Source organism: Kineococcus sp. G2, assembly GCF_037154035.1.
GTDB lineage: Bacteria > Actinomycetota > Actinomycetes > Actinomycetales > Kineococcaceae > Kineococcus.
Genome location: NZ_JBBBEM010000106.1, coordinates 11,164 through 25,646 on the forward strand (window position 1 = coordinate 11,164; position 14,483 = coordinate 25,646).

Here is a 14,483-nt window from a genome sequence, read left to right on the forward strand (position 1 = left end):
GTGCTCGGTCGCAACGCCCGCGCCTTCGCCGGGCGCATCTTCACCCCTCCCGCGAGGCTGCTGCTGCGCCTGGGCGTCGGTCCCGACGCGGTGACGATCGCCGGCACGGCCGGCGTCCTCGTCAGCGCCCTGGTGCTGTACCCGCTGGGGGAGCTGTTCTGGGGGTCCATCGCGGTGACCTTCTTCGTCCTGTCCGACACCGTCGACGGGATCATGGCGCGCACCCTGGGCCGCACGGGCCGCTGGGGCGCCTACCTGGACTCCACCCTGGACCGCTTCGGCGACGCCGCCGTCTTCGGCGGTCTCGTCCTGTGGTTCGCCCGCGGCGGCGACTCGCCGCTCACGGCCGGGCTGGCGCTGCTGTGCCTGGTGCTGGGCAGCCTCGTCTCCTACGCCAAGGCGCGCGCCGAGGGCCTGGGGTTCACCGCGGACGTCGGCATCGCCGAGCGCTCCGACCGGCTCGTCGCCGTCCTCGCCGCCACCGCGCTCGTCGGACTCGGCGTGCCGCGGCCGTTCCTGACCGTCGTGCTGGCGCTGCTCGCCGTGGCCAGCCTCGTCACGGTCGTCCAGCGCATGGCCGAGGTGCGCCGCCAGGCGCTGGCCGCCGCGGACGCCTCCCCGCCCCGCGCGTGAGCGGCGACCCCGCCGCCACCGCCTTCCGCCTGGCGTGGCGGCTGGCGCGCGCGGTGCCCGAGCCGGTGGCGCTGACGCTGGCCGAGCGGGCCGCGGACCGGGTGCACGCCCGCGGCGGCGCCCGGGTGGAGCAGCTGCGGGACAACCTGCGCCGTGCCCGGCCGCTGGCGAGCCCCGCGGAGCTGGACGCCCTGGTGCGCCAGGGCCTGCGCGCCTACGCCCGCTACTGGTGCGACGTGTTCCGGCTGCCCGCGTGGACGCGGGAGCGGACCGTCGGCACCGTGCGCACCCTCGGGATGGAGCCGATGCGCGAGCACCTGCGCTCCGGCCGCGGCGTCGTGGCGTTCCTCGGCCACCTCGGCAACTGGGACCACGCCGCCGCGTGGTCGGCCACCGAGCTCACCGGCGTCGTCACCGTCGCCGAGCGGCTGCGCCCCGAGGCGGTCTTCACCGAGTTCCTCTCCTTCCGCCGCCGCCTGGGCATGGAGGTCCTGCCCCTGGGGGACCCGGGAACCTTCCCCGCCCTCGTGCGCCGTGCCCGCGCCGGGGCCCTCGTGCCGCTGCTCGCCGACCGCGACCTGTCCGGCAGCGGGGTGCCGGTGCGCTTCCTCGGCGAGGAGGTGCCCATGGCCGCCGGCCCGGCGATGCTCGCCCTCGCCTCGGGCGCGGCGCTGTTCCCCGTCTCCGTCTGGTACGACGGCCCGCCGGGGCGACCGCGCACCCTCGTGCTCGAGGTGGGCGAGGAGGTCCACGCACCTCCTCGGGATCCCGCCCGCAGCGCCCGCGAGCAGCGCGCCGCCGCGGTGGGGGCCATGACGCAGGCCTGCGCGGACGTGCTGGCGGAGGCGGTGCGCGCGCACCCGAGCGACTGGCACGTGCTGCAGCCGCTGTTCGCCGGTGACGTGGCGCGCGCCCGTGCGCGCACCGGTGGGGGCGCGGCGCGCGGGGCGAGCGCGTGAGGGTCGGGATCGTCTGCCCCTACTCCTTCGACGTGCCCGGCGGTGTGCAGTTCCACGTGCGCGACCTCGCCGAGCACCTGAGCGGCCGGGGCCACCACGTGCGCGTGCTCGCCCCGGCCGAGGACCCCGCGACGCTGCCGCCCTTCGCGGACGCCGCCGGCGGGGTGGTCGCGGTGCCCTACAACGGTTCCGTGGCACGGCTGTCCTTCGGCCCGGTGACCGCCGCCCGGGTGCGCCGCTGGGTCGCCGAGGGCGACTACGACGTCCTGCACGTGCACGAACCGCTCTCGCCCAGCACCTCCCTGCTCGCGCTGTGGGCGGCGCAGCGGCCCGTCGTGGCGACCTTCCACACCGCGAACCTGCGCTCGCGGGCCATGCAGGCCGCCTTCCCGCTGCTGCGCCCGAGCCTGGAGAAGATCGCGGCCCGCATCGCCGTCAGCGAGGACGCCCGGCGCACGGTCGTCGAGCACGTCGGCGGCGACGCCGTCGTCGTGCCCAACGGCGTGTTCACCGAGCGCTTCGCCGCCGCGCCGCGGCGACCGGAGTGGTGCGGCACGCCCGAGCGGCCCGTCGTGGCGTTCGTCGGGCGCCTCGACGAGCCCCGCAAGGGGTTCGGCGTGCTGCGCGAGGCGCTGCCGCGGGTGCGCGCGGCCGTGCCCGGCGCCCGGTTCCTCGTCGCCGGCCGCGGTGACGTGGAGGCGGCCCGCGCCGCCCTGCCTGATCCCGGGGCCGTGGAGTTCCTCGGCGCGGTCCCCGACGAGGACAAGCGCTCCCTGCTCGCCTCCGCCGACGTCTACCTGGCCCCGCACACCGGGGGGGAGAGCTTCGGCATCGTCCTGGTGGAGGCGATGGCCGCCGGCGCCGCCGTGGCGGCCAGCGACCTGGGCGCCTTCCGCCGCGTGCTCGGCGACGGCGCGCACGGCAGGCTGTTCGCCACCGGCGACCCGGCGGCCGCCGCCGACGCCGTGCTGGCGCTGCTGCGCGACCCCGTCTCCCGGGAGCGGCTGGCGCGCTCGGGGCAGCGCGCCGCGCACCGCTACGACTGGTCCGTCGTGGCCGCCGAGGTCCTCGCCGTCTACGAGACGGTCCGCGCGGGGGAGGACGCCCACCGCGCCGGCGAGCAGCGCCGGGGCCGGCGGTGAACGACCCCCTGGCCTGGGCGCTGGCCGGGCTGCTGACGCTGTGCCTGCTGGCCTGGTACCTCTCGGGCACCGCGCAGCGCCTGGACCGCCTGCACCGGCGGGTCGAGACCAGCCGGGCGGCGCTGGACGCGGAGCTGACCCGGCGCGCCTCCGCGGCGCTGGAGCTGGCCACCTCGGGGCGGCTGGACCCGGCGGCCTCGCTGCTGCTGGCCGACGCGGCCACCGCCAGCCTGGACGCCCCGCGCACCCCCGCCGCGCTGCGGGACGCCACCGCCGCCGACGACGTGCAGCGCTGGCGCGCCGAGAGCGACCTGACGCGCGCGCTGGCGGCGGCCCTGCCGGGGACGGGGGAGCAGCAGGTGCCCGGCGCCACCGGTGCGCACGAGGGAGGTGCCGACGCGGACGGTGCGGACCCCCGGGTGCGGCGCGTGCGGGAGGCCGCGCACCGGGTGGGCCTGGCGCGCCGGTTCCACAACGACGCGGTGGTGCAGGCGCGCCGGCTGCGCAGCAAGCGGGTGGTGCGCGCCGCTCACCTGGCCGGGCACGCCCGCCTGCCGGAGACCGCCGACTTCCTCGACGGGACGGCGGACGGCGGTGCCCCACCCGGCTCGTAGGATGGGCCTGCGCAGGTCCGGGGACGCCCGGAGCGCCCCCTTCCGACACGAAGCGCGAGGACCGTGAGCACCGACCAGACCACCCTCACCGCCGGGGCGCCCGCCCCGCGGGCGCAGAGCACCGCGGGCACGGGCCCGGTCGTCGGCACCGACCGCGTCAAGCGCGGCATGGCCGAGATGCTCAAGGGCGGCGTCATCATGGACGTCGTCACCGCCGAGCAGGCCCGCATCGCCGCCGACGCCGGTGCCGTGGCCGTCATGGCCCTGGAGCGGGTTCCCGCCGACATCCGCGCCCAGGGCGGGGTCTCCCGCATGAGCGACCCGGACGTGATCGAGTCGATCGTCTCCGCGGTCTCCATCCCCGTGATGGCCAAGGCGCGCATCGGCCACTTCGTCGAGGCGCAGGTGCTGCAGTCCCTGGGCGTGGACTACGTCGACGAGTCCGAGGTCCTGACCCCGGCCGACTACGCCCACCACATCGACAAGCACGCCTTCACCGTGCCGTTCGTGTGCGGCGCCACGAACCTGGGCGAGGCGCTGCGGCGCATCACCGAGGGCGCGGCGATGATCCGCTCCAAGGGCGAGGCCGGCACCGGCGACGTCTCCAACGCGGTCACGCACATGCGCACCATCCGCGCCGAGATCAACCGGCTGCGCTCGATGGCGCCGGACGAGCTGTACGTGGCCGCCAAGGAGATGGCCGCCCCGTACGAGCTCGTGCGCGAGGTCGCCGAGCGCGGGAAGCTGCCCGTGGTGCTGTTCACCGCCGGCGGCATCGCCACCCCCGCGGACGCGGCGATGATGATGCAGCTGGGTGCCGACGGCGTCTTCGTCGGCTCGGGCATCTTCAAGTCCGGCGATCCCGCCCGGCGCGCCGAGGCCATCGTCAAGGCCACCACCTTCCACGACGACCCCGACGTCGTCGCGAAGGTCTCCCGCGGCCTGGGCGAGGCCATGGTGGGCCTGAACGTCGAGGCCATCCCCGAGCCGCACCGCCTGGCCACCCGCGGCTGGTGACCCGCTGAACGGGCACGACCCGCTGGGGCCGGAGTGGGGCACCGCCCCCGACGGCACCCGCACCCGCAGCGCGGCCCGCGTCGTCGTCCTCGACGGCGCGGGCCGCGTCCTGCTCGTGCGCGGCACCGACCCGGCCGCACCGGGGGCGGCGTGGTGGTTCACCGTGGGCGGTGGGCGCGGCGTCGCGGAACCGGCCCGGCGCGCCGCCGCCCGCGAGCTGCTGGAGGAGACCGGCATCGTCGCCGACCCGGCCGAGCTGGTGGGCCCGGTGTGGGAGCGCACCGCCGACTTCCCCTACCTGGGGCAGCGCTGCCGCCAGCACGAGGAGTTCTTCGTGCACCGCCTGCCCGCCCCCGCGCAGCTGTCCCGCGAGCGGTGGACGGCCCTGGAGACCGCCACCCTGACCGACGTGCGCTGGTGGGACGCGGCAGAGCTGGCCCGCACCACCGACACGGTGTACCCCGCCGGCCTCGCGGAGCTGCTCGGGCAGCTGCCGGTGCGCTGGGACGGGCCACCCCGGCGGATCACCTGAGCACCGCGGGGTCCTACGCTCGCCCGGTGCTCGAAGGACCGACGATCGGTGTGCTGGCCCTGCAGGGCGACGTCCGCGAGCACCTGGCGGCCCTGACCGCCGCCGGGGCGCGCGCGGTCGCGGTGCGCCGCGAGCGGGAGCTGGCCGAGGTGGACGGCCTGGTCCTGCCCGGGGGGGAGTCCACCACCATCGACCGCCTGCTGCGCACCTTCGAGCTGCGCGAGCCGCTGCGCGAGCGCATCGCGGGCGGCCTGCCCGTCTACGGGTCCTGCGCGGGCATGGTCCTGCTCGCCGACCGCGTCCTGGACGGTGCGCCGGACCAGCGCACGCTCGGCGGCCTCGACATCACGGTCCGGCGCAACGCCTTCGGGCGGCAGGTGGAGAGCTGGGAGGAGGACCTCCCGGTCGAGGGCGTCACCGACGGCGGTCACGACGTGCGCGCCGTCTTCATCCGCGCTCCCTGGGTGGAGCGGGCGGGTGAGGGGGTGCGGGTCCTCGCCCGCGTGGGCTCCGGTCCGGCCGCGGGTAGGATCGTGGCAGTGCGTTCCGGCGACCTGCTGGCCACGTCGTTCCACCCGGAGATCACCGGTGACGACCGGGTGCACCGGTACTTCGTGGGCCTCGTGCGCGATCGGGTCCGGGGGCGGGTGCGCGAGGAGCGGCGCGGCTGAGGGGCGCCCGGCAGTTGACGAGCAGCGAGCGAACGGCGGAGGGAACAGCATGTCCGGCCACTCCAAGTGGGCGACGACCAAGCACAAGAAGGCCGTCGTCGACGCCAAGCGCGCCAAGAGCTTCGCTCGGCTGATCAAGAACATCGAGGTCGCCGCCCGCACCGGCGGCGGTGACCCCGCCGGCAACCCGACCCTCTACGACGCCATCCAGAAGGCGAAGAAGACCTCGGTGCCGGCCGACAACATCGAGCGCGCCGTCAAGCGCGGCTCGGGCGCCGAGGCGGGCGGGGCGGACTGGCAGACGATCATGTACGAGGGCTACGGCCCCAACGGCGTGGCGCTGCTCATCGAGTGCCTCACCGACAACAAGAACCGCGCGGCCATGGAGGTCCGCACGGCCATGACGCGCAACGGCGGCTCCATGGCCGACCCGGGCAGCGTGTCGTACATGTTCAGCCGCAAGGGCGTCGTCGTCATCGGCAAGGAGGGCACCGACCTCACCGAGGACGACGTCCTGGCCGCCGTCCTGGAGGCCGGCGCCGAGGAGGTCACCGACCAGGGCGACACCTTCGAGGTGATCAGCGAGGCCACCGACCTCATCGCGGTGCGCGAGGCGCTGCAGGCCGCCGGCATCGACTACGACTCCGCCGACGCCAGCTTCGTGCCCAGCGTGCAGGTGCCGCTGGACGCCGAGGGCGCCGCGAAGGTCTTCCGCCTCATCGACGTCCTCGACGACTGCGACGACGTGCAGAACGTCTTCGCCAACTACGACGTCTCCGACGACGTGATGGCGGCCCTCGAGGACGCCTGAGCCCCGCGGGTCCAGCACGGCCCCCACCCCGCCGCGTGCGAGGGTGGGGGCCGTGCGCGTCCTCGCCGTCGACCCCGGCCTCACCCGTTGCGGGCTGGGGGTGGTCGAGTCCACCGGTCCCACCGCCCGGGCGACGGGCCGCCGCGTGCGGATGGTCGCCGTCGGCGTCGTTCGCACCCCCGCCGACGAGCCGGTGGCCGCGCGGCTGCTGTCCGTGGCCGAGGGCCTGGACGAGTGGCTCGATGAGCACACCCCCGACGTGGTCGCCGTCGAGCGCGTCTTCGCCCAGGCCAACGTCCGCTCGGTGATGGGCACCGCCCAGGCCGCCGGCCTGGTGCTGGTCGCCGCCGCCCGGCGCGGGCTGCCGGTGGCGATGCACACCCCCAGCGAGGTCAAGGCCGCCGTCACCGGCTCCGGCCGGGCGGACAAGGAGCAGGTGACGGCGATGGTGACCCGCATCCTCGGCCTGGACGCCCCGCCGCGGCCCGCCGACGCCGCGGACGCCCTCGCGCTGGCCCTGTGCCACCTGTGGCGGGGCTCGGCCACCACCCGGCTGGAGGCGGCCGCGCACGGCGCTCTCGTCACCGGGCGGCGCAACGGCTACGCCGAGGCGGCGCGGGCCGCGTCCCGCCGCACGGCACCGCCCGGCCGCGGTCCCCGCTGAGGGTCCTCCTCGGTCGGTCCCGTCAGCCGCGGCGGTGCGGCAGGGCCGCCACCAGGGTGAGGACCGCCGCGGCGACGTCCTCCACGACCGCCGCGTCCACGTCCGGCACGCGCTCGCCCGCCCAGGCGCGCCAGGCCGCGCCGGCGTACGAGCCGGCCACGGCGCCGGCCAGGCCCGCCAGCGCCGGCAGCAGCGCCCGGCTGTGCTCCCGGCGCGCCAGGGCGGCCGCTCCCACGGCTCCGGTGACCAGCCGCGGCGGCAGCCCGCTCGCGCTCAGCCGGCTCGGCATCGCCGGCAGCTTGTCGGCGATCAGCTCGCCGCCCAGGGCGAAGCCGCTGAGCGCGGCGACCGGCCCTCCGCCGGGCAGCGCCCGGTGCCCGGCGGACAGCAGTGCGGGGCCGGCCAGGCCCAGGGTGCTGCGCCCGCCCGCCGCCACGCCCAGCAGCGCGCTGCGCAGCACCAGGCCCGCGGAGGCGCGGGACGGGGCGCGGCGCTCGGCGGCGGGGCGGTTCAGCGAGGGCAGGTCGACGATCGGGGCGCGGGCGGGCTCGGGGGCGGGGTCCAGGGCGCACAGGGTCGCGTGCGTGACCACGCCGTACGCCAGGTGCGGCAGGGCGTCGGAGACCCAGTCCTGCGTGCTCCACGTGCGCAGGTCGCTCACGCCGAGCGCGTGCGCGGGCAGGTCGGTCGCCGCCATCGCGAGCGCGCCGGTGACCACGCCGCCCAGGCCGGCGGGCATCCGCAGCCCGGCGGCGCGGCCCAGCCCGACGAGCTTGCCCACCCCGACACCGGCGGCGTACCCGGACAGCGCGCCCAGGGCGGTGGTGTGGTGCGCGCGCTCCGCACCGCGACCGCTCACCGGCCGCCCGAGGCGCTCGGCCAGCGCGGTGGCGGTCCGCTCGGGCACCGTGCTGGGGGCGCGACCGCGCACGGCCATGTCGCCGTAGGTCACGGCGTTCAGGACCGTGGTGCCGGCGGCTCCGGAGGCGGCACCGGCGAGGATCACGCCGAGGGGGCTGCGGGGGCTGCGCGTGGTGGAGGTCACCGCGCCACTGTGCTGCGGTCCCCGCCGGTCGGCCACTCGGCGCGCTCCCGCGCGGTGCGTCAGCGCAGGTGCTCGCGCAGGAAGGCGGTGGTGCGCGCCCACGCCAGCTCCGCGGACTCGGGGCGGTGGTTCGCCCGCTCGGCGTTGTAGAAGGCGTGCGGGGCCGGGTAGGTGCGGAAGTCCACCTCGGCGCCGGACTGCTCGCGGATGCGCCGCTCGGTCTCGCGCACCGCGTCCAGCGGCACGGAGGTGTCCTCCTCGCCGAAGTGGCCCAGCACCGCGGCCCGCAGGCCGGAGAAGTCCGTGGTGGGCCCGGGGATCCCGTACCAGGGCACGGCCGCCCCGATCCGCCCGCCCTGCTGGGCGGCGAGGGTGAGCACGAACGCCCCGCCCATGCAGAAGCCCACGGCGCCGACGGTGGCGGAGGTGGTCTCCGGCAGGGAGAGCAGGTGCGTGACCGCGCCGGCCAGGTCGCGGGCGGCGCGTTCGGGCGGCAGTTCGGTGAGGAAGCGCTGCGCCTCCTCGGCGTCGTGGGTGGTGCGCCCGCCGTACAGGTCCGGGGCCAGCGCGACGAAGCCCTCGGCCGCGAAGCGGTCGACGACGCCGGCGACCTGGTCGGTCAGGCCCCACCACTCCTGCACGACGATCACGCCCGGCCCGCTGCCGGAGGCCGGCACGCGCAGGTAGCCGTGCGCGTGACCGCTCTCGGAGGCGGAGTCGAAGGTGACGTTCTGACGGGGGTTGGCGTGCTGCTCGTGGCTCACAGCACCCGATCGTGCCGCCCGCGGCCGCGCGCCGCGCGGGGGGTGTCGGTCGCGCTCGTTAGCCTGCGCTCGTACACGTGTTCGCGCGGGGCCGTCCCGCGCCGGGGTGGAGGTCGTGTGATCGCGTCGGTGCGCGGGCGGGTGCTCGCGGTGCGGCTGGACTCGGCGGTCGTCGAGGTCGGCGGGGTGGGGGTGCTGGTCCAGGCGACCCCGGCCACGCTGGCGGGGCTGCGGGTGGGCGAGGAGGGCGCGCTCGCGACGAGCCTGGTGGTGCGCGAGGACTCCCTGACGCTGTTCGGCTTCGCGGACGCCGACGAGCGCGAGGTCTTCGAGGTCCTGCAGACCGTCTCCGGGGTGGGCCCCCGCCTGGCGCTGGCGATGCTCGCGGTGCACCGGCCCGACGGTCTGCGCGCCGCGGTGGCCGCGGAGGACCACGCTGCGCTGGTGCGGGTGCCCGGCATCGGCAAGAAGGGCGCGCAGCGCATCTGCCTGGAGCTGGGCGACCGGCTCGGCCCGCCCAGCGGCGCTCCCGCCCCGGCGGTGCCCGCACCGGCCGCCGAGGACGTCCGCCGCCAGCAGGTGGTCGACGCCCTGGCGGGCCTGGGGTACGCGCCGAAGCAGGCCGGGGACGCGGTGGACGCGGTGGTGGGCGAGGACGAGGAGGGTGTCGTGGACGTGGCGGGCACCCTGCGCTCGGCCCTGCGGCACCTGTCGGGACGCTGACGCGGCGATGGCGAGGGAGGACGACGTGAGCGAGCGGATCGTCACGGCGGGCGCCGACGAGGGCGAGCGCGCCGCCGAGTCGGCGCTGCGCCCGCACGGCCTGGAGGAGTTCGTCGGCCAGAAGGTCGTGCGCGAGCAGCTCTCCCTGGTGCTCGACGCGGCCAGGGCCCGCGGCGGCACCAGCGACCACGTGCTCTTCTCCGGCCCGCCCGGGCTGGGCAAGACGACGCTGGCGATGATCGTCGCCGCCGAGATGGGTGCGCCCCTGCGCCAGTCCAGCGGCCCGGCGATCCAGCACGCCGGCGACCTCGCCGCCGTGCTCAGCTCCCTGGACGAGGGGGAGGTCCTCTTCCTCGACGAGATCCACCGCATGGCGCGCCCGGCGGAGGAGATGCTCTACATGGCGATGGAGGACTACCGCGTCGACGTCGTCGTCGGCAAGGGACCGGGCGCCACCGCCATCCCCCTGGAGCTGCCGCGCTTCACGCTCGTGGGCGCCACCACGCGCGCCGGGCTGCTGCCGGCGCCGCTGCGCGACCGCTTCGGCTTCACCGGCTACCTGGACTTCTACACGCCCGAGGAGCTGGTGCAGGTGCTGCGCCGCTCCGCCGCGCTGCTGGGGGTGCAGCTGACCGCGGAGGGCGCCGCCGAGATCGGGCGCCGCTCGCGCGGCACCCCGCGCATCGCCAACCGGCTGCTGCGCCGCGTGCGGGACTGGGCCCAGGTGCGCGGCTCGGGTCTGGTGGACCGCCGCGCCGCGCGCGCCGCGCTGGAGGTCTACGAGGTGGACGAGCGCGGTCTGGACCGGCTCGACCGGGCCGTGCTGGACGCGCTGTGCCGCCGCTTCGGCGGCGGCCCGGTGGGCCTGTCCACCCTCGCGGTCGTCGTGGGGGAGGAGGCCGAGACCGTGGAGACGGTCGCCGAGCCGTTCCTGGTGCGCGAGGGACTGCTGGGCCGCACCCCGCGCGGGCGCGTGGCGCTGCCGGAGACGTGGGCCCACCTGGGGCTGACCCCGCCGCGCGACGCCGCCTGGCAGCTGCTGCCGGAGCCCTCCGGCGAGGGCGGCGGCGAGCGTGACGACACCGGGCACGGCGCCGGCGGCGCGTGAGGGGCCCGGGGGAGCGGTGGGGCGCTGGCCGCGTCGTTGTCCAGGGCCGTCCGGGTGATCCGTCTAGACTGCGCGGGCGGGCCGGCCGGCCGGCGCCCGCCGGGTCGAGGAACCCGCCGAGGGCGCCTGGCGTTGGCCCGCCGTGCCGGCACCGGGCCGGCGCGGGTGCCGGTGCGCCGTCGAACCCACCGGCACGGAGAGGGATGTCGTGGGTGGTGCCGGCGGTAGCCAGCTGATCTTCCTGCTGCTGATGATCGCCTTGCTGGTGTTCATGTTCAGCCGGACCCGCAAGCAGCAGCGGGCGCAGGCGGAGATGCAGAACAGCGTCGGCCCGGGGGCCGAGGTCATGACGACCTCCGGCACCTACGGGACGGTCGTGGACGTCGACGGGGACGTGGTGCTCCTGGAGATCGCCCCGGGCGTGCGCACGCGCTGGGCGCGCCGCGCGGTCGCGCGCGTGGTGACCCCGGCCCTGGCACCGGTGGACCCCGCGGACGCCGTGCCCGGCGCTGCGGCGCCCGGCGCCGAGGGCGGCCTGGACCTGCGCAAGCCCGCGCAGGACCCGACGGGCGACGACCCCGCGGACGGCGGCGCCCACCGCGCCTGACACGCCCCGCACGGCCGTTCCCGGTCCGCTCACAGCGGTGACTGGTATGACAGCGGCTATCTACTATCAGTGACAAGCTTGCGCTGACCGGGTGACGACCGTCTCCGGGTGAGCCCCGTCCCGAGGTACCCAGTGTCCAACGACAGGCCCCCGCGCGTGCGCCGAGGCGCACCCATCCGCCGCCCCCACCCCGGTCGCACCCTGGTGCTGCTGGCGGTGCTGGTCGCGCTGCTGTTCGGCGCCGTCGGCGCCGGTTCGATCTGGGGGGCCGCGCGGTGGTCGCCGGGTCTGGCCCTCGACCTGGAGGGCGGCACCCAGGTCGTCCTCACACCGCGCGCCGTCGACGGCGGTGAGGTCGACACCGAGCAGGTGCAGCGCGCCGCGAACATCATCCGCCAGCGCGTGGACGCGACCGGGGTCTCCGAGGCCCAGGTGCAGGTGCAGGGCGGGGAGAACATCACCGTCTCCATCCCCGGCCGGGCCACCCGCGAGCAGCTCGACCTCATCGCGCGGTCCGCGCAGCTGCGCATGCGCCCGGTCATCTACGCCGAGCCGGTCGCCCAGTCGATGGAGCCCGAGCCCACGGCGGTGCCCGAGGAGGGCGCGACCCCCACCGACGGGACCACCCCCACCGACGGCGCGACCGCGACCGACGCCACCACTCCGACGCCCACGCCGACGCCCACGCAGAGCGCCGACGGCGCCGCGGCGCCCGCCGCCCTGCAGCAGGCCACCACGGCCCCCGCCGAGCCCGTGGCCCCCGCCGAGCCCGCGCCCACCCCGCCCTCCCTCACCGAGCTGGCCACGCCCCGGCCCACCCCCGGTCCCGGGCAGCCGAGCGAGGCGCCGACCCCGGCGCCCACGGACGCCAGCGACGACGCGTGGCTGTCCAGCCCCGGCCTGGTGGAGGTCTTCCAGGCCCTCGACTGCACGGACCCCGCCCAGCGCGCCGGCGGCCTCGTCGGCGACCCGGACCTGCCGCTGGTCACCTGCGACGTGGAGGGCACCGAGAAGTACGTCCTGGGGCCCGCCGTCATCGAGGGCACCCAGCTGACCGACGCCACCGCCGCCCAGGCGCGCAACGACCAGGGCTACGCGACCGGCGGCTGGGCCGTGCAGCTCTCCTTCGACTCCAGCGGGAACGCGGAGTTCCAGGAGCTGACCGCGCGCATCTCGCAGCTGAGCGACCCCAAGAACCGCTTCGCCGCGGTCCTGGACGGCCTCGTCGTCACCGCACCGGTCGTCAGCCAGACGATCGCCGGCAACCCCGAGATCACCGGGAACTTCACCCAGGCCAGCGCCGAGGCCCTCGCCCAGCAGCTGAAGTTCGGCGCCCTGCCGCTGTCCTTCGAGGTGCAGACCGAGGAGCAGATCTCCGCGACGCTCGGCGAGGACCAGCTGCGCAACGGCCTGATCGCCGGGCTCGTCGGCCTGCTGCTCGTCGTGGCGTACTCGGTCCTGCAGTACCGGGCGCTGGCCGTGGTCACGATCGGCAGCCTCGCCCTGGCCGCGCTGCTCACCTACGGCGTCATCCTGCTGCTGAGCTGGCTGCAGGGCTTCCGCCTGAGCCTGGCCGGCGTCGCCGGCCTGATCGTCGCGGTCGGCATCACCGCCGACTCCTTCATCATCTTCTTCGAGCGCGTGCGCGACGAGATCCGCGACGGGCGCGTGCTCTCCTCCGCCGTCGAGGCCGGCTGGCACCGCGCGCGCCGCACGATCCTCGTCTCGGACGCGGTGAGCCTGCTCTCGGCGGTCGTGCTGTTCGTCCTCGCGGTCGGCAACGTGCGCGGCTTCGCGTACACGCTCGGCATCACCACGCTCATCGACCTGCTCGTCGTCGTGCTCTTCACGCACCCCGTCGTGGCGCTGCTGGCGCGCACGAAGTTCTTCGGCGGCGGGCACAAGCTGTCCGGGTTCGACCCCGAGCACCTCGGGTCGACCGTCGCGCGGCACGCGCTGCACCACGGCGCGCACCGCCCCACGGTCGCCGAGCGGCGCGCGGCGGAACGCGCCCGGGCCGCGCAGGACGACGGGACGGGCGCCGCCGCGGACGGCGGCGCCGACGACGAGGCGGCGCGCACCGGCGGAGCCGGTGCCGCGAGCGACAGGAGCGACGCCTGATGGGCATGGCAGCACTGGGCAACCGGCTCTACACCGGTGAGTCCTCCTTCGACTTCGTGGGCCGGCGCAAGCTGTGGTTCCTCATCGCCGCCGCGTTCGTCGCGCTGTCCGCGGTGCTCCTCGTCAAGCCCGGCCTGAACTTCGGCATCGAGTTCGAGGGCGGCTCGCAGTTCCGCGTCACCGGCTCCAGCGACCAGCAGGCCGCCCGCGAGGCCGTCGAGTCCGTGCTGCCGGGCACCGTCCCCGAGGTGACGCAGGTCGGCACGAACGGCGTGCGCGTGCAGACGGAGACGGTCAGCACGGCCGAGCTGGACCGCGTCCGCCAGGAGCTCGCCACGGCCCTCGACGTGCCGCTGGAGGACGTGACGTCCTCCACCGTCGGGCCCAGCTGGGGCCAGGACGTGACGAACCAGGCGCTGCTCGCCCTCGTGATCTTCTTCGTGCTGGTCTCCGTCGTCATGGCGCTGTACTTCCGCACCTGGACGATGGCCCTGGCCTCGATGGTCGCGCTCGTGCACGACCTCGTCATCACCGCCGGCGTCTACGCCCTCATCGGCTTCGAGGTCACCCCCGCCTCCGTCATCGGCTTCCTCACGATCCTGGGGTACTCGCTCTACGACACCGTCGTCGTCTTCGACAAGGTGCGCGAGAACACGGCCGAGGCGTTCGTGAAGCGGAACCGCACCTTCGCGCAGGCGGCGAACCTCGCCGTCAACCAGACCGTGGTGCGCTCGGTGAACACCACGGTCGTGGCGCTGCTGCCCGTGGCGGCCATCCTCTTCATCGGCGACCTGCTGCTGGGCGCCGGCACGCTGCGCGACATCAGCCTGGCCCTGTTCGTCGGGACGATCGTGGGCGCCTACTCCTCGATCTTCGTCGCCACACCGCTGCTGGTGGTGCTGCGCTCGCGCGAGCCGCGGGTGCGGGCGCTGGACGCCGCCGTGCGCGAGCGCGGCGGGGCGGGGCAGGCCGAGGCCGCACCGGCGGGCGCGACCGCCGCCGGCACGAGCGCGGGCGGCACCACCGGTGGCGCCGCGTGAACGTGCCGCAGCAGCCGCGGGCGGCCGCGCCC

16 protein-coding genes are annotated in these 14,483 nt (G+C 76.4%); 14 read left to right on the plus strand and 2 right to left on the minus strand.

Translation table 11 applies throughout. From position 1 onward, the window contains the following. From pgsA to ruvC, 9 genes are all read left to right on the plus strand, one after another. Positions 1 to 633 carry a phosphatidylinositol phosphate synthase gene (gene pgsA / locus V9U69_RS15205; protein ID WP_337062693.1) on the plus strand — a complete coding sequence of 211 codons (633 nt, stop codon included), beginning with the start codon at positions 1 to 3 and terminating at the stop codon, positions 631 to 633. Beyond that, on the plus strand, positions 630 to 1,592 hold the full coding sequence (locus tag V9U69_RS15210) for a phosphatidylinositol mannoside acyltransferase (RefSeq protein ID WP_337062694.1): 963 nt from the start codon (positions 630 to 632) through the stop codon (positions 1,590 to 1,592). Before pgsA ends, V9U69_RS15210 begins: the two co-directional genes overlap by 4 nt. Then, a complete protein-coding gene (locus V9U69_RS15215) occupies positions 1,589 to 2,734 on the plus strand; it encodes a glycosyltransferase family 4 protein (protein WP_337062695.1) in 1,146 nt (381 codons plus the stop codon). The genes V9U69_RS15210 and V9U69_RS15215 overlap by 4 nt, the downstream gene beginning before the upstream one ends. Continuing rightward, positions 2,731 to 3,348 (plus strand): hypothetical protein, encoded by a 618-nt coding sequence (locus V9U69_RS15220; protein ID WP_337062696.1) that lies wholly within the window; start codon positions 2,731 to 2,733, stop codon positions 3,346 to 3,348. Before V9U69_RS15215 ends, V9U69_RS15220 begins: the two co-directional genes overlap by 4 nt. A gap of 63 nt (positions 3,349 to 3,411) precedes the next feature. After that, a complete protein-coding gene (pdxS, locus tag V9U69_RS15225) occupies positions 3,412 to 4,365 on the plus strand; it encodes a pyridoxal 5'-phosphate synthase lyase subunit PdxS (RefSeq protein WP_337062697.1) in 954 nt (317 codons plus the stop codon). Positions 4,366 to 4,387: 22 nt separating this feature from the next. Next, on the plus strand, positions 4,388 to 4,897 hold the full coding sequence (locus V9U69_RS15230) for an NUDIX hydrolase (protein WP_337062726.1): 510 nt from the start codon (positions 4,388 to 4,390) through the stop codon (positions 4,895 to 4,897). Positions 4,898 to 4,923: 26 nt separating this feature from the next. After that, the gene (gene pdxT, locus V9U69_RS15235) at positions 4,924 to 5,568 is read left to right on the plus strand and encodes a pyridoxal 5'-phosphate synthase glutaminase subunit PdxT (RefSeq protein WP_337062698.1); all 645 of its coding nucleotides are present in this window, start codon (positions 4,924 to 4,926) and stop codon (positions 5,566 to 5,568) included. Between the two features lie 49 nt (positions 5,569 to 5,617). Next, complete coding sequence (locus V9U69_RS15240; protein WP_337062699.1) at positions 5,618 to 6,379, plus strand: YebC/PmpR family DNA-binding transcriptional regulator; 762 nt, start codon at positions 5,618 to 5,620, stop codon at positions 6,377 to 6,379. 52 nt (positions 6,380 to 6,431) lie between these two features. Further along, complete coding sequence (ruvC, locus tag V9U69_RS15245) at positions 6,432 to 7,043, plus strand: crossover junction endodeoxyribonuclease RuvC (protein ID WP_337062700.1); 612 nt, start codon at positions 6,432 to 6,434, stop codon at positions 7,041 to 7,043. A 22-nt stretch (positions 7,044 to 7,065) separates the two neighbouring features. On the opposite strand, the gene V9U69_RS15250 is transcribed toward ruvC, so the two are convergent. Together V9U69_RS15250 and V9U69_RS15255 are read right to left on the minus strand one after the other, a co-directional pair. Beyond that, positions 7,066 to 8,088 (minus strand): hypothetical protein, encoded by a 1,023-nt coding sequence (locus V9U69_RS15250; protein WP_337062701.1) that lies wholly within the window; start codon positions 8,086 to 8,088, stop codon positions 7,066 to 7,068. Between the two features lie 59 nt (positions 8,089 to 8,147). Beyond that, positions 8,148 to 8,852: a dienelactone hydrolase family protein gene (locus V9U69_RS15255; protein WP_337062702.1), complete on the minus strand. Its 705-nt coding sequence runs from the start codon at positions 8,850 to 8,852 to the stop codon at positions 8,148 to 8,150. Between the two features lie 117 nt (positions 8,853 to 8,969). Between V9U69_RS15255 and ruvA the strand changes: the two genes are divergently transcribed. The 5 genes from ruvA to secF all read left to right on the plus strand — a co-directional run bounded on the left by ruvA (position 8,970) and on the right by secF (position 14,451). Further along, a complete protein-coding gene (gene ruvA / locus V9U69_RS15260; protein WP_337062703.1) occupies positions 8,970 to 9,575 on the plus strand; it encodes a Holliday junction branch migration protein RuvA in 606 nt (201 codons plus the stop codon). A gap of 7 nt (positions 9,576 to 9,582) precedes the next feature. Continuing rightward, positions 9,583 to 10,683, plus strand: a complete 1,101-nt coding sequence (gene ruvB / locus V9U69_RS15265) for a Holliday junction branch migration DNA helicase RuvB (RefSeq protein ID WP_337062704.1) — start codon at positions 9,583 to 9,585, stop codon at positions 10,681 to 10,683. 208 nt (positions 10,684 to 10,891) lie between these two features. Next, positions 10,892 to 11,290, plus strand: coding sequence for a preprotein translocase subunit YajC (gene yajC / locus V9U69_RS15270; RefSeq protein WP_337062705.1), 399 nt, complete (start codon positions 10,892 to 10,894; stop codon positions 11,288 to 11,290). A gap of 156 nt (positions 11,291 to 11,446) precedes the next feature. After that, on the plus strand, positions 11,447 to 13,411 hold the full coding sequence (secD, locus tag V9U69_RS15275) for a protein translocase subunit SecD (RefSeq protein ID WP_337062706.1): 1,965 nt from the start codon (positions 11,447 to 11,449) through the stop codon (positions 13,409 to 13,411). Next, positions 13,411 to 14,451 carry a protein translocase subunit SecF gene (gene secF / locus V9U69_RS15280; RefSeq protein ID WP_337062707.1) on the plus strand — a complete coding sequence of 347 codons (1,041 nt, stop codon included), beginning with the start codon at positions 13,411 to 13,413 and terminating at the stop codon, positions 14,449 to 14,451. Before secD ends, secF begins: the two co-directional genes overlap by 1 nt. Positions 14,452 to 14,483 lie beyond the last annotated feature (32 nt).

What these genes read in the sequence shown, in the direction of transcription:
- V9U69_RS15240 (WP_337062699.1), top strand. Translation starts at nt 5,618, where the DNA reads ATGTCCGGCCACTCCAAGTGGGCGACGACCAAGCACAAGAAGGCCGTC.
- ruvB (WP_337062704.1), top strand. Translation starts at nt 9,583, where the DNA reads ATGGCGAGGGAGGACGACGTGAGCGAGCGGATCGTCACGGCGGGCGCC.
- secF (WP_337062707.1), top strand. Translation starts at nt 13,411, where the DNA reads ATGGGCATGGCAGCACTGGGCAACCGGCTCTACACCGGTGAGTCCTCC.